The sequence below is a fragment of the Candidatus Eisenbacteria bacterium genome (assembly GCA_013140805.1).
Lineage (GTDB): Bacteria > Eisenbacteria > RBG-16-71-46 > RBG-16-71-46 > RBG-16-71-46 > JABFRW01.
Map to the genome: position 1 here is coordinate 21,917 of JABFRW010000019.1, position 20,329 is coordinate 42,245.

17 protein-coding genes are annotated in these 20,329 nt (G+C 67.1%); 6 read left to right on the forward strand and 11 right to left on the reverse strand.

Features of this window, described 5'->3' with window-relative positions:
- Positions 1-217: 217 nt before the first annotated feature.
- Both HOP12_01645 and HOP12_01650 read right to left on the reverse strand, forming a co-directional pair.
- Positions 218-1,045: a DUF4097 family beta strand repeat protein gene (locus HOP12_01645; protein ID NOT32852.1), complete on the reverse strand. Its 828-nt coding sequence runs from the start codon at positions 1,043-1,045 to the stop codon at positions 218-220.
- A 190-nt stretch (positions 1,046-1,235) separates the two neighbouring features.
- Complete coding sequence (locus HOP12_01650) at positions 1,236-2,207, reverse strand: hypothetical protein (GenBank protein NOT32853.1); 972 nt, start codon at positions 2,205-2,207, stop codon at positions 1,236-1,238.
- A gap of 42 nt (positions 2,208-2,249) precedes the next feature.
- On the opposite strand from HOP12_01650, the gene HOP12_01655 reads away from it, so the two are divergent.
- From HOP12_01655 to HOP12_01670, 4 genes are all read left to right on the forward strand, one after another.
- Positions 2,250-3,614, forward strand: a complete 1,365-nt coding sequence (locus HOP12_01655) for an aspartate aminotransferase family protein (GenBank protein NOT32854.1) — start codon at positions 2,250-2,252, stop codon at positions 3,612-3,614.
- Positions 3,615-4,135: 521 nt separating this feature from the next.
- A complete protein-coding gene (locus tag HOP12_01660) occupies positions 4,136-5,311 on the forward strand; it encodes a hypothetical protein (protein ID NOT32855.1) in 1,176 nt (391 codons plus the stop codon).
- Between the two features lie 23 nt (positions 5,312-5,334).
- A complete protein-coding gene (locus HOP12_01665; GenBank protein NOT32856.1) occupies positions 5,335-8,025 on the forward strand; it encodes an ATP-binding cassette domain-containing protein in 2,691 nt (896 codons plus the stop codon).
- A complete protein-coding gene (locus HOP12_01670; GenBank protein NOT32857.1) occupies positions 8,022-10,151 on the forward strand; it encodes an ATP-binding cassette domain-containing protein in 2,130 nt (709 codons plus the stop codon). The genes HOP12_01665 and HOP12_01670 overlap by 4 nt, the downstream gene beginning before the upstream one ends.
- On the opposite strand, the gene HOP12_01675 is transcribed toward HOP12_01670, so the two are convergent.
- The 9 genes from HOP12_01675 to HOP12_01715 form a co-directional block, all read right to left on the reverse strand.
- Positions 10,148-11,464 (reverse strand): AsmA family protein, encoded by a 1,317-nt coding sequence (locus HOP12_01675; GenBank protein ID NOT32858.1) that lies wholly within the window; start codon positions 11,462-11,464, stop codon positions 10,148-10,150. The two genes, HOP12_01670 and HOP12_01675, sit on opposite strands and share 4 nt — an antisense overlap.
- A 48-nt stretch (positions 11,465-11,512) precedes the next feature.
- The gene (locus HOP12_01680; protein NOT32859.1) at positions 11,513-12,202 is read right to left on the reverse strand and encodes a lipid-binding SYLF domain-containing protein; all 690 of its coding nucleotides are present in this window, start codon (positions 12,200-12,202) and stop codon (positions 11,513-11,515) included.
- 53 nt (positions 12,203-12,255) lie between these two features.
- Complete coding sequence (locus HOP12_01685) at positions 12,256-12,879, reverse strand: hypothetical protein (protein NOT32860.1); 624 nt, start codon at positions 12,877-12,879, stop codon at positions 12,256-12,258.
- Between the two features lie 113 nt (positions 12,880-12,992).
- Positions 12,993-13,394 carry a PA2779 family protein gene (locus tag HOP12_01690; protein ID NOT32861.1) on the reverse strand — a complete coding sequence of 134 codons (402 nt, stop codon included), beginning with the start codon at positions 13,392-13,394 and terminating at the stop codon, positions 12,993-12,995.
- 281 nt (positions 13,395-13,675) lie between these two features.
- A complete protein-coding gene (locus tag HOP12_01695) occupies positions 13,676-14,155 on the reverse strand; it encodes a tetratricopeptide repeat protein (protein ID NOT32862.1) in 480 nt (159 codons plus the stop codon).
- Positions 14,152-14,697, reverse strand: a complete 546-nt coding sequence (locus HOP12_01700; protein ID NOT32863.1) for a hypothetical protein — start codon at positions 14,695-14,697, stop codon at positions 14,152-14,154. Before HOP12_01700 ends, HOP12_01695 begins: the two co-directional genes overlap by 4 nt.
- Positions 14,698-16,581, reverse strand: a complete 1,884-nt coding sequence (locus HOP12_01705) for a response regulator (GenBank protein NOT32864.1) — start codon at positions 16,579-16,581, stop codon at positions 14,698-14,700.
- Between the two features lie 245 nt (positions 16,582-16,826).
- A complete protein-coding gene (locus HOP12_01710) occupies positions 16,827-18,149 on the reverse strand; it encodes a sigma-54-dependent Fis family transcriptional regulator (GenBank protein NOT32865.1) in 1,323 nt (440 codons plus the stop codon).
- A 380-nt stretch (positions 18,150-18,529) separates the two neighbouring features.
- Positions 18,530-18,907 (reverse strand): ankyrin repeat domain-containing protein, encoded by a 378-nt coding sequence (locus HOP12_01715; GenBank protein ID NOT32866.1) that lies wholly within the window; start codon positions 18,905-18,907, stop codon positions 18,530-18,532.
- Between the two features lie 312 nt (positions 18,908-19,219).
- On the opposite strand from HOP12_01715, the gene HOP12_01720 reads away from it, so the two are divergent.
- Positions 19,220-19,453: a hypothetical protein gene (locus HOP12_01720; GenBank protein ID NOT32867.1), complete on the forward strand. Its 234-nt coding sequence runs from the start codon at positions 19,220-19,222 to the stop codon at positions 19,451-19,453.
- Between the two features lie 117 nt (positions 19,454-19,570).
- Positions 19,571-20,329, forward strand: a complete 759-nt coding sequence (locus tag HOP12_01725) for a hypothetical protein (GenBank protein ID NOT32868.1) — start codon at positions 19,571-19,573, stop codon at positions 20,327-20,329.

Sequence of the window (20,329 nt, forward strand, 5' to 3'; positions counted from 1 at the left end):
CGGGTTGGCCGGTTCCGAGATCGACGTAGTAGAGCTCGGTCGCCGGCGCGGCGGTTGTCCTCACCTACGGCATGCGTTCCTCCTGCGTTCGAAGAAATCGCGAGTCGAGTCGCGGCGTGGCACCGCCTGTGCCGCGGCCCGACTCGCACGACTCACGCCCGGGAGAATCGCAGGCGCCGAGGAGTCGCGTCCAGAAGCGCGCTGAGGGGTGCTGCGGCTACCTGCCCCGAACCACCGCGATGCGCCCGTTTTCCGTGACGCACTCGATCGTTCCGCGTGGCGCGCCGAAGCTCCAGCGAGCGGTGCGCGCGGGCGAACCCTCGAGCCCGCCGGACAACTCGCTCGTGATCGCTCCGTTCTCGGTGCGGGCGGTGATGGTGGCGTCGAAGTCCTTCGGGACTTCGATCCGGAGCTGGCCGTTGATGCTCTCGACGCTCAGATGCGCACCGGGAAGCATGCGCCCGAGCTGCAGCCGAATGTCACCACTCAGCGTGCGCACGCGGCCCCCACGGCTGGTCTCGACTCGGCAACGCCCCTGATCGGTGGAGGCGTCGACGGTTGCGGAGATCCCGCGGATGTCGATGTCGCCGTAGATCGTGCGCGCGACCAGCGGACTCCCCACCGGCAGCTCGACGCGGAAATCCACATCGGTGTCGCGATCGAGCGTGTGCTCGCGACCCTCTCCCGGCTCGCATGCGTCGTGGCGGCCTGGGTAGACGGTGCAGACGGTGATGCCATCGCGATCGTTGGCGACGCGGATCTGCACTTCGCTCGGATCCTGGAGCCGGCCGGCCTTGCGCGCGGTGACGCGCAAGGTTGAGTTGAGGGTCGGCACGACCACGATGTCACCGTAGAGTCCGCTCACGGTGACTCGATGCCCGGCCGGAACGCGATCGCTCCAGCTCCAGTTCTCGACCTTGAGTGAGGGCGTCACCCGGGCGGCCCAGGAAGTCGCGCTCGCGGCGACGAGCAGGCTCGCGAGGACCATCGCGAGCCGGACGCGGGCGAGTCGTATGCGGGCGAAGGCGAGTCGGGGTGACGGCATCGAAGTCTCCTGGTGGTGCGACGGAAGCCTGACCATGCAGTAGAGGAACTCGCACTCCGTGTGCCAATCGCGATCGGCTTGAGCAGCACTCCTGCATGCACTTGAGGCCGCTCGCCGTCCGGTCGCGAGGATCAAGTGTCCGGATGTGGGAAGCGCCGTCCCGGAAGCGGTCACGCCGCGCGGACGGGTCTCACCTCGCGCGGCGCGTGCGCAACCGTTGTATCCGCACCTGCGCGTCCCGGTAGAGCCCACGGGTGCGCAGGTCGGCGGCTCGCTCCAGACCCGCGATCATGCGGTCGCTCGTCGAATCCGACGGCGTATTCGCCGCGCGCAACAACGGGAGCCGTCCGGCGGTCTGGGCATCGAGAAAGGCCTCGTAGGCGGCCAGAGCGGCGGTCGTGTCCGCCTGCAGCTCGCGAATGCGACCGATGTGGTAGGGCGCCATGCGCCGGTCCGGAGCATGCGATCGAGCGACTCGAGCGAAGTCCGCCAGCGCCGAGTCGAGTTGGCCCGCCGCGCTCCATGCGCAGGCTCGTGCGTAGCGCGCCCGCGTCCACTCGGAACCCCCGAGCGCCGCGTCGTACTCGCGGCGCGCTCGATCCGGCTTCCGTTCGAGCTCCCACGCCAGCCCTGAACTGTAGCGGGAGAGGCGCAACTTCTCCTGGCGTGCTTCGGGGTAGGCTTCGAGCCACGGCCCTGTCACGCGATCGAATGCCTCTCGAGCTCCCGAATATTCGCCCCTCGATGCGAGCGAGGCTCCCAGTCCGACATACGCATCTGCCCGTCCCCGCACCGTTCCATAGCTCGCAGTCGTGAGAGGAGGCAGAGAACGGGCCTGGGTCTCGAAGCCATCCACCGATCGTGCGTAGCAGATTTCCGCCGAGTCGCGGTGCCCCATCGCAAGGTGGAAGCCTCCCATGGAAAGCAGCACGCTCGCGTCGCCGTCGTCACCGGCGAGCATCGCGCGTGCGTGCTCGAGCCCGAGCTCGAGCTGCTTCGGTTTCAGGTGGCGATAGTCCGGCGCGAGCTGAAAGTCGGCAACCGTTCGCTCGACCACATAGCGCGGACGCTCAGCGCAGCCGGCAACCATGAACGCCAGCGCCGCGAGGGCCGAGCGCGTCCAGACTTTCGAGGAGGACATGGCGGGATAGTACCGCGACATACGCGCTTTTCTCCCGACCGCCCCTCCCCTAACATGCGTGACATGACCCAAATCGAATCGAACACCTCGCCCTATCTCGCTGCCGCCCACGCCAACGATCGCGCCCACGTCTTCCACTCCTGGTCGGCCCAGGGAGCGCTCAATCCCACCGTGATCGCCGGAGCCAAGGGCTCCCGCATGTGGGACGACAAGGGCAACACTTGGCTCGACTTCTCGAGCCAGCTCGTCAACGTGAACATCGGGCACCAGCACCCGAGGCTCGTCGCCGCGATCCAGGAACAGGCCGCGCGCATGTGCACGATCGCGCCGTTCCACGCCAACGACATGCGCAGTGAGGCCGCACGGCTGATCGCCGAGCTCGCCCCCGGTGATCTCGACATGGTGTTCTTCACCAATGGAGGCACCGAAGCGATCGAGAACGCGGTGCGACTCGCGCGCGGACACACCGGACGCCACAAGCTCCTGTCGGCCTACCGGAGTTATCACGGCGCGACCGGCAACTCGATCATGCTGACCGGCGATCCGCGCCGCTGGGGCAATGAGCCGGGCGCCGCCGGGACCGTCAAGTTCTGGGGCCCGTATCTCTATCGCTCCGCGTTCCACGCCACGACGCCCGCGGAGGAATGCGATCGCGCACTCGAACACCTCGCGAACGTGCTGATGGTCGAGGGCGCCCACACGGTGGCGGCGATCGTGCTCGAGAGCGTGGTCGGCACCAACGGCATTCTGGTTCCTCCCGATGGATATCTCGCCGGGGTGCGCGCGCTTTGCGATCAGCACGGCATCGTGATGATCTGCGATGAGGTCATGGCGGGCTTCGGACGCTGCGGCGAGTGGTTCGCAGTCGATCGCTGGAAGGTGACACCGGACCTCATCACGTTCGCCAAGGGCTCGAACTCAGGCTACCTGCCGGTGGGTGGAGTGATCATCAGCCGAAAGATCGCCGAGACCTACCGGGACCGCGTCTTCCCCGGCGGCCTCACCTACTCGGGGCATCCGCTCGCGTGCGCATCGATCGTCGCGAGCATCGGCATCTTCAAGGACGAGAAGATCGTCGACAATGCGCGCAGGCTCGGCACCGACGTGATCGGCCCGGAACTCGCGAAGATCGCGGTCAAGCATCCGAGTGTCGGTGAGGTCCGCGGGCTCGGAGTCTTCTGGGCCATCGAATTGGTGCGCGACCGCAAGACCCGGGCACCGCTGGTGCCGTTCAATGCCAGTGGCGCAGAGGCCAAACCGATGGTCGAGCTGATGGCCGCCTGCAAGGCTGGTGGCGTGTGGCCGTTCGCACACTTCAACCGCCTTCAGGTCACGCCACCCTGCACCACGACCGCGGACGAGGTACGCGAAGGACTCGCGGCGATCGACGTGGCGCTTGCGGTGGCGGATCGATACGCCGGCGAGTGACGACTAGAAAGCGTCACTGAATCGCGACCGACTCGCCGCGCGTCGTCGCGGCTTCGCCACCGAAATCCGCCGCCTGATCCCAATCGCATTGCCGCTCGCCGCCGTCCCCCTCACATTGGTCGAGCGTCGGAATTCGACGCGAGGACCGGAGGCGAAGGACAGCGCGGCGCGACGCAGGCTGGCACGAATCGCCGTGCACTCGGACCATGCCAGCGCGGAGATCCCCATGTTGGTTCGTACCGGACTTCAGGCAGGTGCCGGAATTCAGATCGACGGCAACGGCCAGCCCACCGGCTAGAGGAGGAATCCATGAAGGTTCGTTCAGGTGTCCGTGCCGGCTACGGCATTGCCATCGATCCCGATGGCGCGCCCGCCCGCTGACCCGCTGAAACCTCACCCGGCTCCCTGCAAGTGAGGGTCGACGAGGCACCAGGAGCGCGCGCGGTTCGAGTGTCTGAGCTGCGCGCGCTCTTCGTCGTCATGCGCCTTCCACCGTCGAGCCGCCTCCGAACTCGAGCCTCATGCGCAGTGCGTTTCTTCAAACCCTGACCGCGCTCGACTCGGACCGCGGACGCTTCGCGGCGGCTCTCTTCGTGGCCGGCGCTGCAATTCTGGTCGGTTGGGTCTCGTGGGGCGTCTGGGGCGAGTTGCCGATTCAGGTCTTCTCACAGCGCGCACGCTTCGAGTCGAGCGACGGCGTCCAGGTGGTTCGCGCCGCGGCAGCGGGTCTGGTGGTGGAATCGCGCCTCACACCGTCCTCGCACTGGAATCCCGGCGACACCCTCGTGCTGCTCGACGACTCCCCCGATCGAGAAGCGTGGGCGGCCGCTCGCACTCGGCTCGCGGCGCTGCAGCGCCGTCACGCCGCGATCCGCCGTCAGTGTCAGGCCCTCCTCGCCAGCGCGACGTTCGCTCGATCGGTCGCGGTGAGCGACTCGACCGCGTCGCGCGCGCGTGGCAACGAGGCCGAAGTCATGGCGCGAAGCGCGGAGCGGGACGCCGGGCGCTCGGCGAGCCTGCTTCGCGAGGGCCTGGTCGCGACCGCCGCGCATGAGCACGCGATGCTCGAGGCCGAGCGTCTGCGCGCCGCCGCGCAGGCGGCACTGGCGGGTCATGCGCGGGGCATCGCCGAACAGCTTCGGGCCCGCGCGCTGGCCGAGGACGCCCTCGCGGGCGCGCAGGCGGATCTCGCCGAGCTGGAGGGCGAGCTGGCACAGGCGCAGGCGCTCGGCGCGGGAGCGCGCGCGCACCTGTCCCACCGTGCGATCCTGGCCTCGTGCCGTTGCCAGCCGGTGCGTGTCGCGGCACTTCACACCGGGAGCTACGTCTCGCAGGGCGATACGCTCGCGTGGCTCTCGACGGACGGACCGCCGAGCGCGCACGCCGACTTCGCGCCGACCGACGCCATCGGTCGGATCGCCATCGGTCAATCGGCGACGATTCGCGCGGCACACCTCGCGCGGTCCGGCGATCGCAGCTGGCCCGCGCGAGTGCGCCACCTGGCTCCCGAGCCGCAGAACGGTTCGGTGCGTGTCGAGCTGTCGCTCGAAGCTTCACACCGTGCATCCCGTGAGTTTCCGTACGGACTACCCTTGATCGTCGAGGTCACGGTCGGAACCGGCTCACCGCTCGAGTTGCTTCTGCTCGGCGCGCGACAGCGGTCGCGGAGAGGCGGCGCGGGTCCGAGCACCCGGTGACCCGCTCCGGAACGATCTCAACCGTGCCTCGACGTCGAATACGATCCGCACTGGCCGTCGAGGTGGTGCAGACCTCGGCGATGGACTGCGGTCCCGCGGCGCTTCAGTGCCTGCTCGCAGGTCACGGGCTCCGGTCGAGCTATCACCGCCTGCGAGAGCAATGCCACACCGGCGTGGACGGCACCTCGATCGATGCGCTCGAAGTCATCGCCGTTCAAATGGGACTGGACGCAGAGCAGGTCATGGTGCCAACCGACCACCTGCTGCTGCGCTCGAGCCGCTGCCTCCCGGCGCTCGCCGTCACGCGACTGCACGGAGGCGCGACTCACTTCGTCGTCGTGTGGTCCGCGTTTGGCGACTGGGTTCAGGTCATGGACCCGGCGATTGGTCGGCTGTGGATCCGCACCCGACGACTCCTCGCATCGCTCTACCAGCACGGGCACGAGGTCGACGCGAGCGCGTACCGCACCTGGTGCGGCGGCGAAGAGATGCAGTCCGCGCTCCGTGAACGCATGGAACACCTCGACGTCTCCCGTGCGGAGGCGAACCGACATCTGGAGACCGCGAGCGAAGACTCCGGCTGGCGATCGTTCGCGCGTCTCGACGCCGGCCTGCGAGCGACCGCGTCGCTGGTGCGAGGCGGCGGCGCACGGCGAGGCTCCGAGGCCACCGCCGTCGCGCGCACACTGCTCGAATCACCCTCGCCGGGCGCGGCGTGGGACGCCCTCATACCACGCGAGTACTGGTCGGTTCGCCCGGCCGCGACGACGGACTCCGACTCGCTCGTGCTGCGCGGCTGCGTGCTGCTCCGGACGCCGAACGGCCGGCGTTCCGTACAGGCCGAAACGGCACAGATCGCGGACGACGCGAACTCGACCACTTCGGCCGCGGGATTGCGAGGCGACACGCGTGACCCGTTCGCCCGCACACTCTTGAGCCTCATCCTCCCCACGCCCTTGCGCGTGACGGCACTGCTCGGCGCTTCGATCCTCCTCGCGACCCTCGGCACGCTCATGCTCGCGGTGGTTCTGCGAGCGCTCGCGGGCGTCGGCCCGGCATCTCCCGATGAGGGAGTTCGATTCGCCATGGTCCTCTCGCTGCTGGTTCTCGCCCTGGCACTCACGCTCCTCGAGGTGCCGCTCGGCCTCGAGGCTCATCGACTCGGCCGTCGCCTCGAGGCTCGCCTCCGGTGTTCGATCCTCGACCACCTGCCGTGGTCGCGCAGTCGCTATCTCTCGAGCCTGCCGAGCTCGGACATCGCCGAACGTGCGCACGCACTCCACGCCCTGCATGCGATGCCTCCGATGTTCGTCGCGATGGTGCGAGCCGCCTGCGAGTGGATGGCGATGGCGATCGGCGCGGTCACGCTGGTTCCCGCGCTGCTGCCGGCGGTCGGCGTGTCGCTGGCCCTCTCGCTCCCCATCGCGCTGCTGTCGAGATCGATTCTCGCCGAGCAGGACATGCGGTCCCGGGTGTTCTCGGGAGCCCTGACGCGCCTGCACCTCGACGCGCTGCTCGGCGCGGTTCCGATTCGTGCCAACGGCGCCGCATCGACGCTTCGAAGGCAGCACTCCCGGCTGCTCGCCGAATGGGGTCGGGCAATGCTGGCGGCAGCGAGCAATGGCCTCGTGACCTCGCTGCTGCTGATGCTGATCGCGGTCGGGACGCTTGGGATTCTCGGACTCCCCCGACTGACTGCCGACGCACCATCGGGTGCTGTGCTGCTCGCCGTGTTCTGGACTCTGCGGCTGCCCTGGCTGGCTCAACGCATCGATTCGATCGGCCGCGACCTGCTCGCAAGACGCAACATCGCACAGCGAGCGATGGAGCTCGCAATCGTCGCCGACGATCCGCACGCGGGTGATCCGGCGGACGCATCGGAGTCGATCGCCGAACCGGACGTCGGCGTCTCGTTTCGGGCGGAGGCAGCCGAGATCTCACGCGGTGGACGCATCGTCCTGCGCGATCTGAGCTTCGAGATCCCGGGCGGTTGTCGCGCGGCGATCGTCGGTCCGTCGGGCGGCGGAAAGTCCACGCTGGTTGCATGGATGCTGGGCTGGCACGCCACGACCGCCGGGCGATTGTGGGTCGACGGACGAGCGGCCCACCCCGAGTCTTTCCGCGGACTGCGGGCCCAAACGGCATGGGCAGAGTCGGAGACTCGCGTCTGGAGTGACTCGCTCGAGCAGAATCTGAACTATGGCCTCGAGCCCGGCGCGACCCCTCGCGCCCGTGAGTCTCTCGTTCCGAGCGAATTGGCTGAGCTCGCGCGTTCGCTTCCTTCCGGAATGCAGGCGGGACTCGGTGACGGCGGCGGCCGACTGTCGCACGGTGAGGCGCAACGAGTGCGGTTCGGCCGCGCGTATGGACGTCGCACGGCACGCGTGGTCATCCTCGACGAAGCGTTCTCCGGCCTCGATCGGGAGCAACGCCGCCGTCTGAGCGCAGTCGCTCGCGAGCGCTGGCCGAGCGCCACCGTGGTCTGCGTGACGCACGACCTCCTCGACGCACTCCACTTCGATCGGGTGATGGTGGTGGTCGACGGCACGATCGTCGAGAACGGTGAGCCGCCCGCACTCGCTGCATCTGAAGCGTCTCAGTTCGCGCGCCTGCTGGCGGAGGAGCGCTCCGCGCTCGAACTGCTGGACTCGAAGCGATGGCGCCGACTGGATCTCGACGCCGGACGACTGCATTCGCGTCACGACGCTCCATGACGCAGCCCCGCCTCGCTCCAACCGCATGGACGCCCGACAGGCTGTGCGGCGCATTGGAGCGGCTCGCCGGCTCGAGCGGCAACCGCGATCGAGTCGCAGCGCCGCAGCGAGAACTCCTGACCGCGGCGCTCTCGGGTTCGCTCGAGCTCGCGGACCGTGCGATCGCAAGTGAGTGCGCTCGACTCGGCCTCGAGTGCGAAACCGTCTCGATGACGCGGGAGGATCTCGAAACCCATCTGCACCATCACGCTCCGCTGATCGTGCGTGTTCACGACGAAGCACCGCCGGGCTATGCAGTGATCGAAGGCGCTCGCTGGGGCCAGATTCGAGTGGCGTGCCCCGATGGCTCGACTCGAAGCGTGTCGATTCGCGATTGGATCGCGCGACTCCCGGTTCCGGACCGAGTGCGGCGCGAAGTCGACCAGCTGATCGAACGCTCGCGGATCGCCCCGCGTCGACGCGCGATCGCTGCGGCTCAGCTCGAGAAGGAACGTCTGGCAGGACACCGATGTGCGACGGGCTGGAGCCTGCATCGACGCAGCGGCGCTCCGCTCACGACCGCCCTGTCGGAGGATGGCGTCTTCGCGCATGCCCTCTGGAGTCTGGGATTCAGTCTGCTCGCGCGGGCCTTGTCGATCGGCGGATGGGTCGTGCTGTTCGATGCACTCACGGATCGCAACCTCACCGGCAGTGTGATGTTCGCGTGGGTGCTCCTGGTCGCGACCGGCGAGTTCGCGCAAATGACGGCGGGCTGGTTCCAGTCCCACGGATCCGTGCGCCTCGGAGCGTTGCTCCGGGATCGGATGCTGCTCGGCGCCACGCGTCTCGGACTGGATGCCGTTCGGATCCGTGGCGCGGGACACTGGCTCGGCATCGTGCTCGAGTCGCACGGCTTCGAGAGCCACACGATCGGCGGCGTATTCGGTGGCGCGCTGACATCGGTCGAGCTCGCGGCTGCAATCGCCGTGCTGCTGGCGGCCCCGCATACGACCGGGCTCGCGTGGCTGTTGATGGCGTGGTGCGTCGCCTCGATCGCACTGCATGTGTGGCGGCTCCCGCGCTGGCGAGCCTGGTTCCGAACGCGACAGCGACTCAGCCGGCGGATGGTGGAAGGCATGCTCGGCCACCGCACACGCGCGATGCAGGAGGCACCCGGGGCGCCCGATCACGAACTGGACGCTGCAGCGGAGCGACACCTTCGAGTGTCCGGCGAGTTGGACCGCTGGCAGGTGTGGATCGCGGTGCTCGCCCCACGCGGCTGGCTGGTGGCGGGATTCGCGCTTCTGCTCACCGACGCTTCGTGGCGCGAAACCGTGGCCGGAACTTCATGGATGACCGTCGCGGGTCTGTTGCTCGGCTACGGCGCGCTGGAACGGCTGACGACTGCGTGTTCGAGCCTGTCGAATGCGGCCGCCGCCCTCGACTCGATCCGACCGCTGCTCCGCGCCGCGCGCCGCGCGAATCGAGCGACGCGACCCGAAGCGCCGATCGAACCGGAGTGGCTGCCGACCGGCGAGCCGGTCATCGAGTGTGTCGCGATCGGCTATCGCCACCGCGGCCGGCTGAACGAGGTGTTGCGCGGATGCAGTCTCGAGATCGGGCCCGGCGCGCGCGTGTCGATTGACGGTGCTTCGGCATGCGGTAAGTCAACCCTCGCCGGAATACTCGCCGGAATTCGTATCGCTCGTTCCGGCCAGGTGCGAATCGGGGGGCGTGACGCGCGTTCGATTCCGGAGCGGGATCGAGTGCGGCACCTGTCACTGGCCCCTCAGCCGAGCGAAAACCACGTGTTCTCGGACACCCTCGCTTTCAACCTGTTGCTCGGACGCCCGTGGCCGCATCGAGCGGAGGACTACGAGGACGCGCGGCTCGTCTGCGAAGAGCTCGGCCTGGGCTCGCTGATTCGACGAATGCCCGCAGGGCTGCACCAGCAGGTCGGCGAGGTCGGATGGCAGCTCTCGCAGGGCGAGTCCCATCGGGTGTTCATCGCTCGCGCGATGCTGCAGCGCTCGCGGGTCGTGATCCTGGACGAGGGGCTCGGAGGCCTGGATCCCGCCAGCAGGTCCCGGTGCCTCGGCATGCTCGATCGCAGGCCCGAAGCGGTGGTGCTCACTTCGGTCCGCTAACGCGGCGGAGCGACGGATCCCGAGTAGAACGCGTCGCACGCGCCGGCCGGCAGGAGCGCGCGTGTCTGCCGGTAGAGCTTGAGCAGCGGCCCCGAGATGGACGCGAGCAGGTGCGGCTTCTCGACGATCGGCGCTGCGAAGGTGCCGTGCACCGCCTGCCGAACCCGGGCGCAGCCGTTTGCGTCGACGACCGCGATCGTCACGTCCGCGAATCGCTCGTTCGCCAGATCGAGCCCGCCCGTCAAGGCAATGCGATTTCGGGACGTCGCCATCGCGACGTCCGTCGCGCGTGCAACGCCTCGCTCCACCTTCCAATCCGAGACCAGCGTGCGAATGCTGCTGCGCCCGCCCGAGCCCCGAAACAGACTGGCGAGGTCGTAGCCCTTGGTGACCGCAAGACCGATCGGACCCGCCAGGAATACCGCACCCACATCGACGAGGCTGAAACTCTGGCTCGATTCGAATCGCCCGATCTCACGGTCGAGATCGTTGCCGACCAGTTCGAGATTCTCGCCCCGCAGCGAGATCTCGCCGGTCAGGCTTTCGAGCAATGAACGATCGGGCTCGCCGTGCATGGACACGCTCGCAGTCAGATTCATCACGCCTTCGGCGGGCGGCTTCGAAGTCAGCGTCCCCAGGAACTGTTCGATGCGAAATCCCGCCAGCGCACCACGAACCTCGTAGGCAGGCCGAGCGCCCGAGAGATCGACTCGAATGCTTCCCTTCGCCTCGCCTCCGAACAATTTCATCGAAGCGGGGTCGACTTCGAATCGACCTCCACGCGGCGTGAGTGTGAATGCGATGTCGGTCGCCTCGAAGGAGCTTCCGGTTCGCCGATCCAGAAAGTGAACCGTTCCCCCGGAGATCGATGCCGTTCCCCTGTCGAGCGCCCCGAGCAGTGCGGCCGCCTGACGAAGTTGTGCGACGTTGAAGCGTCCGTCGGAGCTTCGCTCGATCTGAATCCGCGGCTGCACGAGGTCGAGCCGGCGGACCCTCACTGCCCCCCCCAGCAATGGGAGAAGCGAGATCCCGACGCGGAGTCGCCTCACCGACGCGACCACCGCTCCAGCATCATCGAGAACCTGCGCATCCCGGGCGGTGAGCGCAATGGAAGGCAGCAGCGTGAGGCCCGCCCGACCGGCCATGCGCACAGGCATCCCGAGCGCGCGAGAGCCGGCCGACTCGAGGTACGGCCGGAAGCGATTCCAATCGATCCACTGAGGCACCAGCCACGTGGCGAGCACCAGCAGCGCCAACGCGCTCCCGGCCACGAGGATCAGGCGCGGCGGCGAACGGCGGAGAGACGCGCTCACCGGGCTCGCGAGCGACCATCGCGGATGCGAGTTCACCGGTCGCTCGACTTAGTCCAGCGCCGAGCAGAAGCGCATCGCTTCGTCCGACAGGCTCGGGGCCGGGTACTGGAACAGCAGGTCCTGGAACGTCAGAGCCTCGCCGTAGTAGGCGGAATTCGCTTTCGTGTCGACGGCCAGCTGCGCCCGGCGGAACGAGCGCTCGGCAAATCGTCCGTTCGACTTCGCGAAACAGTGAGTCTCGACGGCGACCGTGTCGCGGCACTCCAACTCGGCGTTGCGTCCAAAGGACCACGTGGATCCTCGCGTCACGCCACTCAGCGTGACTCGTCCGTTCGAACTCAGGGAACGCGCCCATGCGTCGCTGGTGGAGAACACCACGAGGTCGCTCGCTTCGGGCATCATCGACGGGGCCCAGCCACCGCTCGTGATGCCCACGAAGCTCGGCGGGCTCCAGGCCCCCCACGGGTTGCGGCAACTCAGCACGCCAGAACCGTGATGGCCCCCGAAGCCCTTCGCGGCCATGCTCGCGCGCGGAATGACGACGACGCTCCGGCACTTCTCGAGCAGGCCCCTGGACATCGGCCCGGGGCGTGTCCCGAGCAGCTCGCGACACGCGGCTGCGGCGGCCCTCAATTGCTGATCCGGGGACTCGCTGCCCGTCGCGACGACCCTCGGGCTTCCCAGATCCACTGCAGCGAATCCGGTCATCAGCGCGACCACGCTCTGAAGTGTGAGCATCTCGATTCTCCTCTGAGGATGAACGATGCGCGTGCCGGACGACGCCAGGTCGTTCAGGCCGCGACTTGTGTGCGAGCGGGAACGAGGTGCCGACCCGCGCTTGCCGCGGGGCTGAACCACTCCATCTGATCGGCGACGCCCGCGAGTCCGGGAATGCGCTCGATCAAGATCGCCGGAAGCTTGAAGACGTGACCCGCCAGAACGAGTGTTTCGACGGGGCTGCAGATCGCGAACGGGTACTCGAGCGGCGCGCCCACCGCGTCTTCGAGCGCGCGTAGCGCTGGAAACAAGCCCCACTGCGCACGCGCGACCTGGTCGAGGGGGACCATCGGTTCGATCGGCGTCACGTGCCCCAGCGGCATCGTCCAACTCGGCTGCGCGCGAACCTCGTCACGACGGCCACCGGACTCGGAGGGGTCGATCGTCCAATCGAGCATTCGCCGCTCGAGTCGTCCTCGGGGTTGAGACCACGCGACGATCCCCTGACGCACTTCGTCGTAGTGGAAAACGACGTCACCCCGCCTGACGCGCCGGATCAGCTCGTGCGATCGGGTTCGCACGTGCCGACCGTCGAGTTGAGGCGTGGCCAGGTGCATGACGTCCCCCTCCACACTCGGGAGCCCGAGCCAGAATCGTTCGGCAGGAAACGGGTCCCACCATGCGGGGGCGTGACTCACGGGGACTCTCCAAATCGAGGGGCAAGTCGGAGTGCTCCGAGGACGTAGAACAGCAGACCAAGCCCGATGACGACATTACAAACGAGCAGCGCGATTGAGATGACGAGCCTTCCTTAGCGAATGACGACGTCGTGATGCATGAGCCGGATGACGACAATGACGAGGATGACGACGATCAACACACCGATGATGGCGCCGGTACCGTCGCCGCCGCTCGGAAGCCCCTTGGAGGCGCTGGCGAGGTGGTGCAGATCCTGGTCGGACATGCTGGCGAGCTTGAGCTGCGCCGCGTCCGCAGAGACGCCGTAGTCGCGAAGCTTCTGAGCGACGACCTTGTGCTCGAGGGCGCGCTGCGCCATCAGCATGTCCGCATCCCGCTCCGATGAGACCGAGGTCTCTCCCGATCGCGTCGATGGCGCGAGCCCTGCCGTCGCGGTGCCGAGATTGAGCGCGGTCATGCTGAGGATCAATACCATCGCAGTCCAGATTCGAAGGGTGCCGTTGAACCGATTCATGGAGTCACCTCTGCGGTCAGTGATTCGAGCGGAGGCGCGAAGCGCCTCGGATCCAGGTCGGATCACCGAGTTGAACCGCAGGAACGGTGCCAGTCGGGTCTCGAGCGGCGGGATCGGCCCGAATTGCTTGAGGACGTGGACGATGAAGGCTTTCGTGCCCGACCTGCCGGGCTCGGCGCGAGGCTCCGCTCGAGCGTCCGCGCAGGCGTGATTTACAACGCCGGAGAGATCTACAAGGCGGCGATCAGGGGTGAACTTCAGCGGCGAGCGACGCGGCTCTCTTAAGGCCGCTTGCGCGCCGCAGCCGTCACGATCTCGTCGAGCGTCGCGCGATAGAGCGAGTCGCGTGTGCCCGCGCCGTTCAGCGCACGCTCGGCGAGGGACCGCGCCTCATCCAGATTGCGCCGCTGCCTGAGCAACGCAATGGCGAGATTGTTCATGGCGTCGGCATTGGTCGTCGAGTCTCGCAGCGCGCGACGATAGGCATTCTCGGCCCGTCGCCATCTCCCGCGTGCGGCCTCGACATTGCCAAGGTTCACCCGCGTTCTCGCATCGCCGGAATCCAATCGGAGCGCCCGATGGTACTCGCGCGCGGCCAGCTCCAGCTCGCCCTGCGTCTCATAGACCACTCCGAGATCGCTGTGCTCGCTCGCCGAGAGCGGATCGTGAAGGATCACGAAGTGCGCGCAACCCGAGAGCGACGGAACCACGAGGAGCGTCGCGGCGAGGATTCCGAACCACGGCCCGCCGCCGCGCTTCAAGGGAGCCTCCGGCGGACCAGCAGCGCTCGTGAACCCGCGGTCCGCCAGCGCTTCGTCAGCTCGTCGCGGCTCATGACGCGCGGAGTGGCGCGTCCGTCGTTGAGGGTGAATTCGTCGCGCGCAGCGTCCCAGCGCGTCACCACGCCGAAGTGCGGCACCGTCAGCGGCGCCCGGCCGTTCTGATAGAGCAGAATCGGCGGCACTCCGGCGACGAGTGCCGCGACCAGTGAATCCGCCGACAGTGCCACGACCTCCGCATCGAATCCGGCGCGCCGTGCGGCCGCGGCGAGGTCGGTGATGAGGGATCCGCGCAGAGTCGGATCGTAGGCGAGCTCGCCTTCGCGGAGCGCCGCCGAGGCGGCAGCGTAGTACCGCAGCACCATTTCGAGAGCAGCTTGCCCGCAACGCTCGCGCGTCTGTCGAACGAGCGGGACCGGGAGTTCGAGCGGCGGTGTCGTGATCGGCGGCACCGGTGACGCGATGCCGATCGGCACGGGGCCCAGCGAGAGCGCCATCGCGAGCACGACGGCCATCCGAGTCATCTAGCTCACCAGCCGAGGCTCAGACAATCCACGCCGCTTCGTGAGACTGCTGACGACCGCGACCAGTTCGTTGGGATCGGCCGGCTTCGACAGATACATCTGGAATCCCGCCGCCAGAATGGTCACGCGATCCTCGATCTTCGCGTAAGCCGTGAGTGCCAGTGCCGGCACACTTCCGCCCCGGGCTTTGGAGCGTTGTCGAATCTTGCGAATCAGCGAATAGCCATCTTCTCCTGGCATGGCGATGTCGGAGACCAGCACGTCCGGCTGCCATTCCTCGAACAGCTCGAGCGCCTGGGCTGCCGAGCCCGCGACCCGGGCATCTGCTCCGCACGACTTGAAGAGCACGTGCAGCGCTTCACTGGCGCTCGGCTCGTCGTCGACGAGCAGCACGCGAACCCCGTCCAGGCGCCCGAGATCGACATCGGCAAGCGTGTCGCGGGCGATCGGGTGCCGCTGTGACAACTCGCCACCCTGTCCGGCGGTCGCCAGCAGCGGAAACTTGATCGTGAACTTCGAGCCACGGTCGGAGCCGCCGCTGAACGCGGTGATCTCGCCTCCGTGGAGCTCGACGATATGGCGCACGATCGAAAGCCCAAGACCCAGCCCGCCGTGACGGCGCATCGATCCGACGGTCGCCTGACGGAAGGGCTCGAAGACGTGCGGCAGGAACTCGGAGTCGATGCCGAGACCATTGTCGCTGACGGTGACCTCGACGTGCGATTCCGCACGCTGCAGCACCACCTGCACGCGGCCGCCCTTGGGCGTGAACTTGATGGCATTCGAGACCAGATTCGACATGACCTGCTGGAGTCGTTCGGAGTCTCCCGAGACGAATCCCGAGCGCTCATCCAGAACCACCTGCAGCCGGATCTGTTTGGCGTCGCTGGCCGGAATCTGCGCATCCACCGCCGCCTTGATGACCGGCATCAAGTCGATGGGTCGCACATCGAGTCGGAATTTGCCGGACACGACGCGCGAGACATCGACGAGGTCGTCGATCAGCTTGGCCTGCGAAGTGACGTTGCGCTCGATGACCTCCAGCGCCCGCTGCGTCTTTTCTGGGTCGAGCGTTCCGCTTCGCAGAAGCTGAGTCCAGGTGAGGATCGGAGCCAGCGGATTGCGAAGCTCGTGAGAAACCGTGGCCAGGAACTCGTCCTTCAACTGACTCGCCGCCTCGACCTCCGAAAGCGTCTCCCTGGCTTTCGACTGGTCGTGCTCAGCTGCCGTACGGGCGGTCGACTGCTGCCGGTAGCTCGTGTTGAGCGCACCGACCAGCAGAAGGCACAGCAGTCCGAGCAACAGAATCGTGAGGATGGTGATCACGATCAACACCGCTTCCGCGCGATCGACCGCAATTCGCGCGGGTGCGAGGCTTCGAAGGTTCGCGGATTCGGTGAAGGCGACGAGTGCGGCAAGTGTCCGATCGAGCTCGGCGCCGAGCGACAGGACCAGCTCCGCATGGACGCCGGTCACCGGCGGCGGCGAGCCGTCGTTCGCCTTGAGTGCCCGAGCGAACGCATCCTGGTGGGCTCGCTCCGCCACCGCAACACGTTCGAGGAGCGCACGGAGCTCAGGATCCGTCGATCGCGATCGCAGGCGATCGATCAGACCTTGCGCCTCGGTGCTTCCGGTCCGAGCCGACCGCGCGCAATCTCTGCCTCCGGTCAGCAGGCAGGCGTGGACATCCCCAATGCTCTTGACGGCGACGAGTCGCAGCGCTTGAGCCTCGGCGAGATCACGGCCCTCCCCGGTGGCAACGCGTTCGGAGTTCGCAATCAGCACGCGAGAGGCGAACAGAGACGCGGCGCTGGTCAGAATCGCGAACAGACAGATCACGCCGACGCCGGTGATCAACTTGCGATTGAAAGACCATGCCGTCACGGTCGATCTCCTGGGGTCCTTCGAGACGCTTTCATCCCTCGGCTACCGAGCAGATCGGAACGCGAGCGCCGTGCCATCAGTCTCAGCCGAGGCCTCATTCGCCAACCCCTTGAGGCGAAACAACCTCGAGCGCAACCTTGCCACCGCCGACGCCCCGGAAACGCCGGCCTCCGTGGGCAATCCGGACGAATCTTCAAGGCCCGGACGAATCTACAATCGCCGCGGGCGGTTCGGATCGCGAAGCGTCAGCGCTCGGCGTAGAGGTGAAGACGGTTGTAGAGCGTCTTCAGGCTGATCCCCAGAGTCTGCGCCGCCTTCTTCTTGTCGCCGCCGAATTGCTCGAGCGTTCGCAGAATCAGGTGACGCTCGGCTTCATCGAGCGATCCGCTCACCTCGCCGGCCGGAGCCGCGGGGTCGGAATGGGCCGCCAGCTCCGAAAGTTCGAGCACGCGCTCGTACATGATGAACGCGCGCTGCATCTCGTTTCTCAGCTCACGGACGTTTCCGGGCCACGGGTAGGCCTGAATGCGATCGCGCGCCTCGGCACTCAACCGCTTGGACGTCCCCTGCGCCGCGTTGAGGGTCTCGAGCATCTGGTCGGCCAGCAGCAGCGAGTCACCTTCGCGCTCGCGAAGCGGCGGCAGCACGATCGGGAAGACGTTGATTCGATAGTACAGATCCTCGCGCAACTTGCCGTCGCGCAGGGCATCTTTCGGAATCCGATTGGAGGCGGCGATCAAGCGCACGTCGACCGGAACCGACTCGTCGCCCCCGACGCGAATCAGCGAGCCGGACTCGAGCACGCGCAGCAGCTTCACCTGCAGCTCGATCGGCATCTCGGTGATCTCGTCCAGAAACAGCGTGCCCGCCGCCGCCCGCTCGAAGCAGCCACGACGCAATTGAGTCGCGCCGGTGAAGCTCCCGCGTTCGTGGCCGAACAACTCGCTCTCGATCAGATTCTGGGGGATCGAGCCGAAATCGAGCGGAAGGTAAGGCTTTCGTCGACGCCCGCTCAGCTCGAAGATCGTCTGCGCGACCAGCTCCTTGCCGGTGCCGCTCTCGCCGGTGATGAAGACCGTGGCATCGGTCGGAGCAACTTTCGACATCTGGTCGTAGACCTTCTGCATCGCCGGAGAGACGCCGATCAGCCGACCGAAGCGGCCGAACTTGCGCAGCTCTCCGCGCAGCGTGCCAACTTCTTCCTTGAGCGACCGCACGCGCAGGACGTGCGCGAGCACCGCCTTGAGCCGTCGATTGTCGAGCGGCTTCGTGAGGTAGTCGAGCGCGCCGAGTCGGAGCGCCTCGATCGCGGAGTCCACGGTGGCCATGCCCGAGACCAGGATGACGTCGGAACTGGACGCCTCCTTCAGTTCCCGCAGCAGCTCGATGCCATCCCCATCCGGCAGCACCAGATCCACGAGGACGAGATCGGGCGCGCCATTGGCGAGCTGTTCGCGAGCTTCCGCCAGTGAACGTGCGGTGCTGACGGAGAATCCCTCCTGCGTAGCGACCTCGGCCAGGCCGAGCAGGAAGTCGGCATCATCGTCGATGAAGAGCGCGCGGAGCATTCGTGGAGCCCTCGGTTGAGGCTGAACGGCCGCCACGAGTATCGCAGGGGGCAGTGCGGATTGAAAGAAGGTGAACTCCGCTCCGCCCGCAGACCGCCCTCCTCCTGAAGCCCGGTCTCGAAGCGGACTTCATTGTGGTTCGGAATCAAGCCATTCCTGGAGGTGACCGATGTCTGACAAGAAGACGGAACTGCAGCACCCGATCATGGTTGGTACGTTCAGCGACCGCGAGTCTGCCGAACGCGCCTACGACGCGATCGCCGCTCGCGGATACAAGAGCGACGAAACCCACGTGCTCATGTCGGACGAGACTCGCAAGCGGCTGTTCGTCAAGGACGGCCACGAGACCGCCATGGGCAACAAGGCTCTCTCCGTCTCGCTCAGCCTCGCGGTAGGGATTCCAGATACTCGAGCACCGGTGCCGCCTGCGCGCCGCCGGCCTGAGCATGACGAATCAGCGAGATCCCGTGAGGTCCCTTGGACTGCGCGAGCGCGGGATACGCCGTGAGCGTCGCCTTCACCAGATCGAGTTGACCGAGCATCGCGGCAACGAACAGGTCGAGGCGTGCGCCACGACCGATCAGCAGTTCCGCGATGTCGCGCCGGCCCATGTGCCCCGCTCCACCGATGGCAGTCTCGAAGTCGCCGGATTTCCAATCCCAGGTGGCATTGAGCAGACCCGGTTCGGCGTCGAGCATCTCGCGCGTCCTGTCGAGGTTCCCGTGTGCCGCTCCCACGAACTCTCGTACCAGTGGCAAGGCGAGCGCGGGGGCTGCAGGAGCGACGCGCGCCGAGCTGTCGGCAGCCGGACTCGTGGGCCTGCCGGCCTCGGAGGCGGCGTGCACCGCGGAAGGAATCGCGAAGACCGACAGGGCCGCAAGCGACGTGGAGAGAAAGGACCGGCGTGGCATGAGTGAAGTGATCCGCGCTGAGTGCATGATGAACTCCAGGGTGTGAACCGTTCGACGGCGACCCGCGTGGCGAAGCGTCATCGGTACTCGACGCACGCACAAGTTCGATCCGACCGGCGCGGAGTTGACTCCCCTCACCGACGGGCCCAAGGTTCCGGCGTGAGCCTGCTCCTGCCCCAGACCCGCACCGGCACGGTGCGATCCGCGACGCCGCTGAGCATCCACGGCGACCGTTACGTGGACCTCGTCGTCGAACTCGAGGGCGAGGCCGGACCGCCGATCGCCGGCAGACTGAGCGCACACGAGTGTCCGGACGCGCTGAAACCCGGAGAACGAGTCAGCGCGCGTTTCACCATGGGCGTCATGATGAGTGTGGCGCGCGCGAGCCGATGACGCGAAGGGCTCAGCGACCGGTACGCGCCAGCGCGGTTTCGAATCACCGCCGCTGCGGCACATGCTAGTATTTCGCCCTTCGAGCCACCCCTTCCTGCACCGACACCGGAGGATTTCATGCGGCCGCGTTCCCCCATCGCCTCGCCCATGCTGCTTGCGCTCGTGCTGTTCGCTTCGTTCACGCTCTCGATCGCTCCCTCCGCCCATGCGCAATTGTGCGGACCCGGCGTGTGTTCGGCGGTGTTTCGACTGATCGACTTCGAGAGCCTGACCACCGGCGCCTCGGTCGAGGGTCCGCTCGCGATCGACCCCGATCTCATCATCAACAGTGTGGCGTGGCCTTTCAGCCCGTCGTGCACGGTCGGCAGTGCCGCCGTCGTGGAGGAAGGAAATCCGGTCCCCTACGACGCATGGGGCGCCGGCGCGGGCATCACGAACGGATGTCTGAACGGAATTCGTGGATTCGCGGACGATGCGCAGTGCGTACTCGACTACGACTTCACGTTTGCAACCGGTGTCACCGTGTCGTGCTTCTCGATCCGCATTCTCGACTATGGTGACTATTTCCCGTTCGGCGGCACCACGCACGAAGTCCTGCTCACCGCCTACGACGCGAGCAACACTCAGGTCGACCAGGCGCTGCTGTCGACTGCGGGCGGCCCCGATCTGGCGGCTGGCGACGCCTGCATCACCCAGGCCGGTGCTGGAAACGTTCGACTTTCGGTGTCGGGAACCGCGATCGTGAAGGTCACCCTGAGGTACGACGCGTTTCCGGATCCCAATGTCGGCTACGACGACATCACGTTCTGTGAAACCGTCGAGCCGACCTCGGCGCGATCGCGCTCGTGGGGAACGCTCAAGTCGATCTATCGCTGA

Coding starts and splice junctions, on each gene's coding strand:
- HOP12_01645 (NOT32852.1), bottom strand. CDS start 1,045: ATGCCGTCACCCCGACTCGCCTTCGCCCGCATACGACTCGCCCGCGTC.
- HOP12_01650 (NOT32853.1), bottom strand. CDS start 2,207: ATGTCGCGGTACTATCCCGCCATGTCCTCCTCGAAAGTCTGGACGCGC.
- HOP12_01655 (NOT32854.1), top strand. CDS start 2,250: ATGACCCAAATCGAATCGAACACCTCGCCCTATCTCGCTGCCGCCCAC.
- HOP12_01660 (NOT32855.1), top strand. CDS start 4,136: ATGCGCAGTGCGTTTCTTCAAACCCTGACCGCGCTCGACTCGGACCGC.
- HOP12_01670 (NOT32857.1), top strand. CDS start 8,022: ATGACGCAGCCCCGCCTCGCTCCAACCGCATGGACGCCCGACAGGCTG.
- HOP12_01680 (NOT32859.1), bottom strand. CDS start 12,202: ATGCTCACACTTCAGAGCGTGGTCGCGCTGATGACCGGATTCGCTGCA.
- HOP12_01690 (NOT32861.1), bottom strand. CDS start 13,394: ATGAATCGGTTCAACGGCACCCTTCGAATCTGGACTGCGATGGTATTG.
- HOP12_01700 (NOT32863.1), bottom strand. CDS start 14,697: ATGACTCGGATGGCCGTCGTGCTCGCGATGGCGCTCTCGCTGGGCCCC.
- HOP12_01710 (NOT32865.1), bottom strand. CDS start 18,149: ATGCTCCGCGCGCTCTTCATCGACGATGATGCCGACTTCCTGCTCGGC.
- HOP12_01725 (NOT32868.1), top strand. CDS start 19,571: ATGCGGCCGCGTTCCCCCATCGCCTCGCCCATGCTGCTTGCGCTCGTG.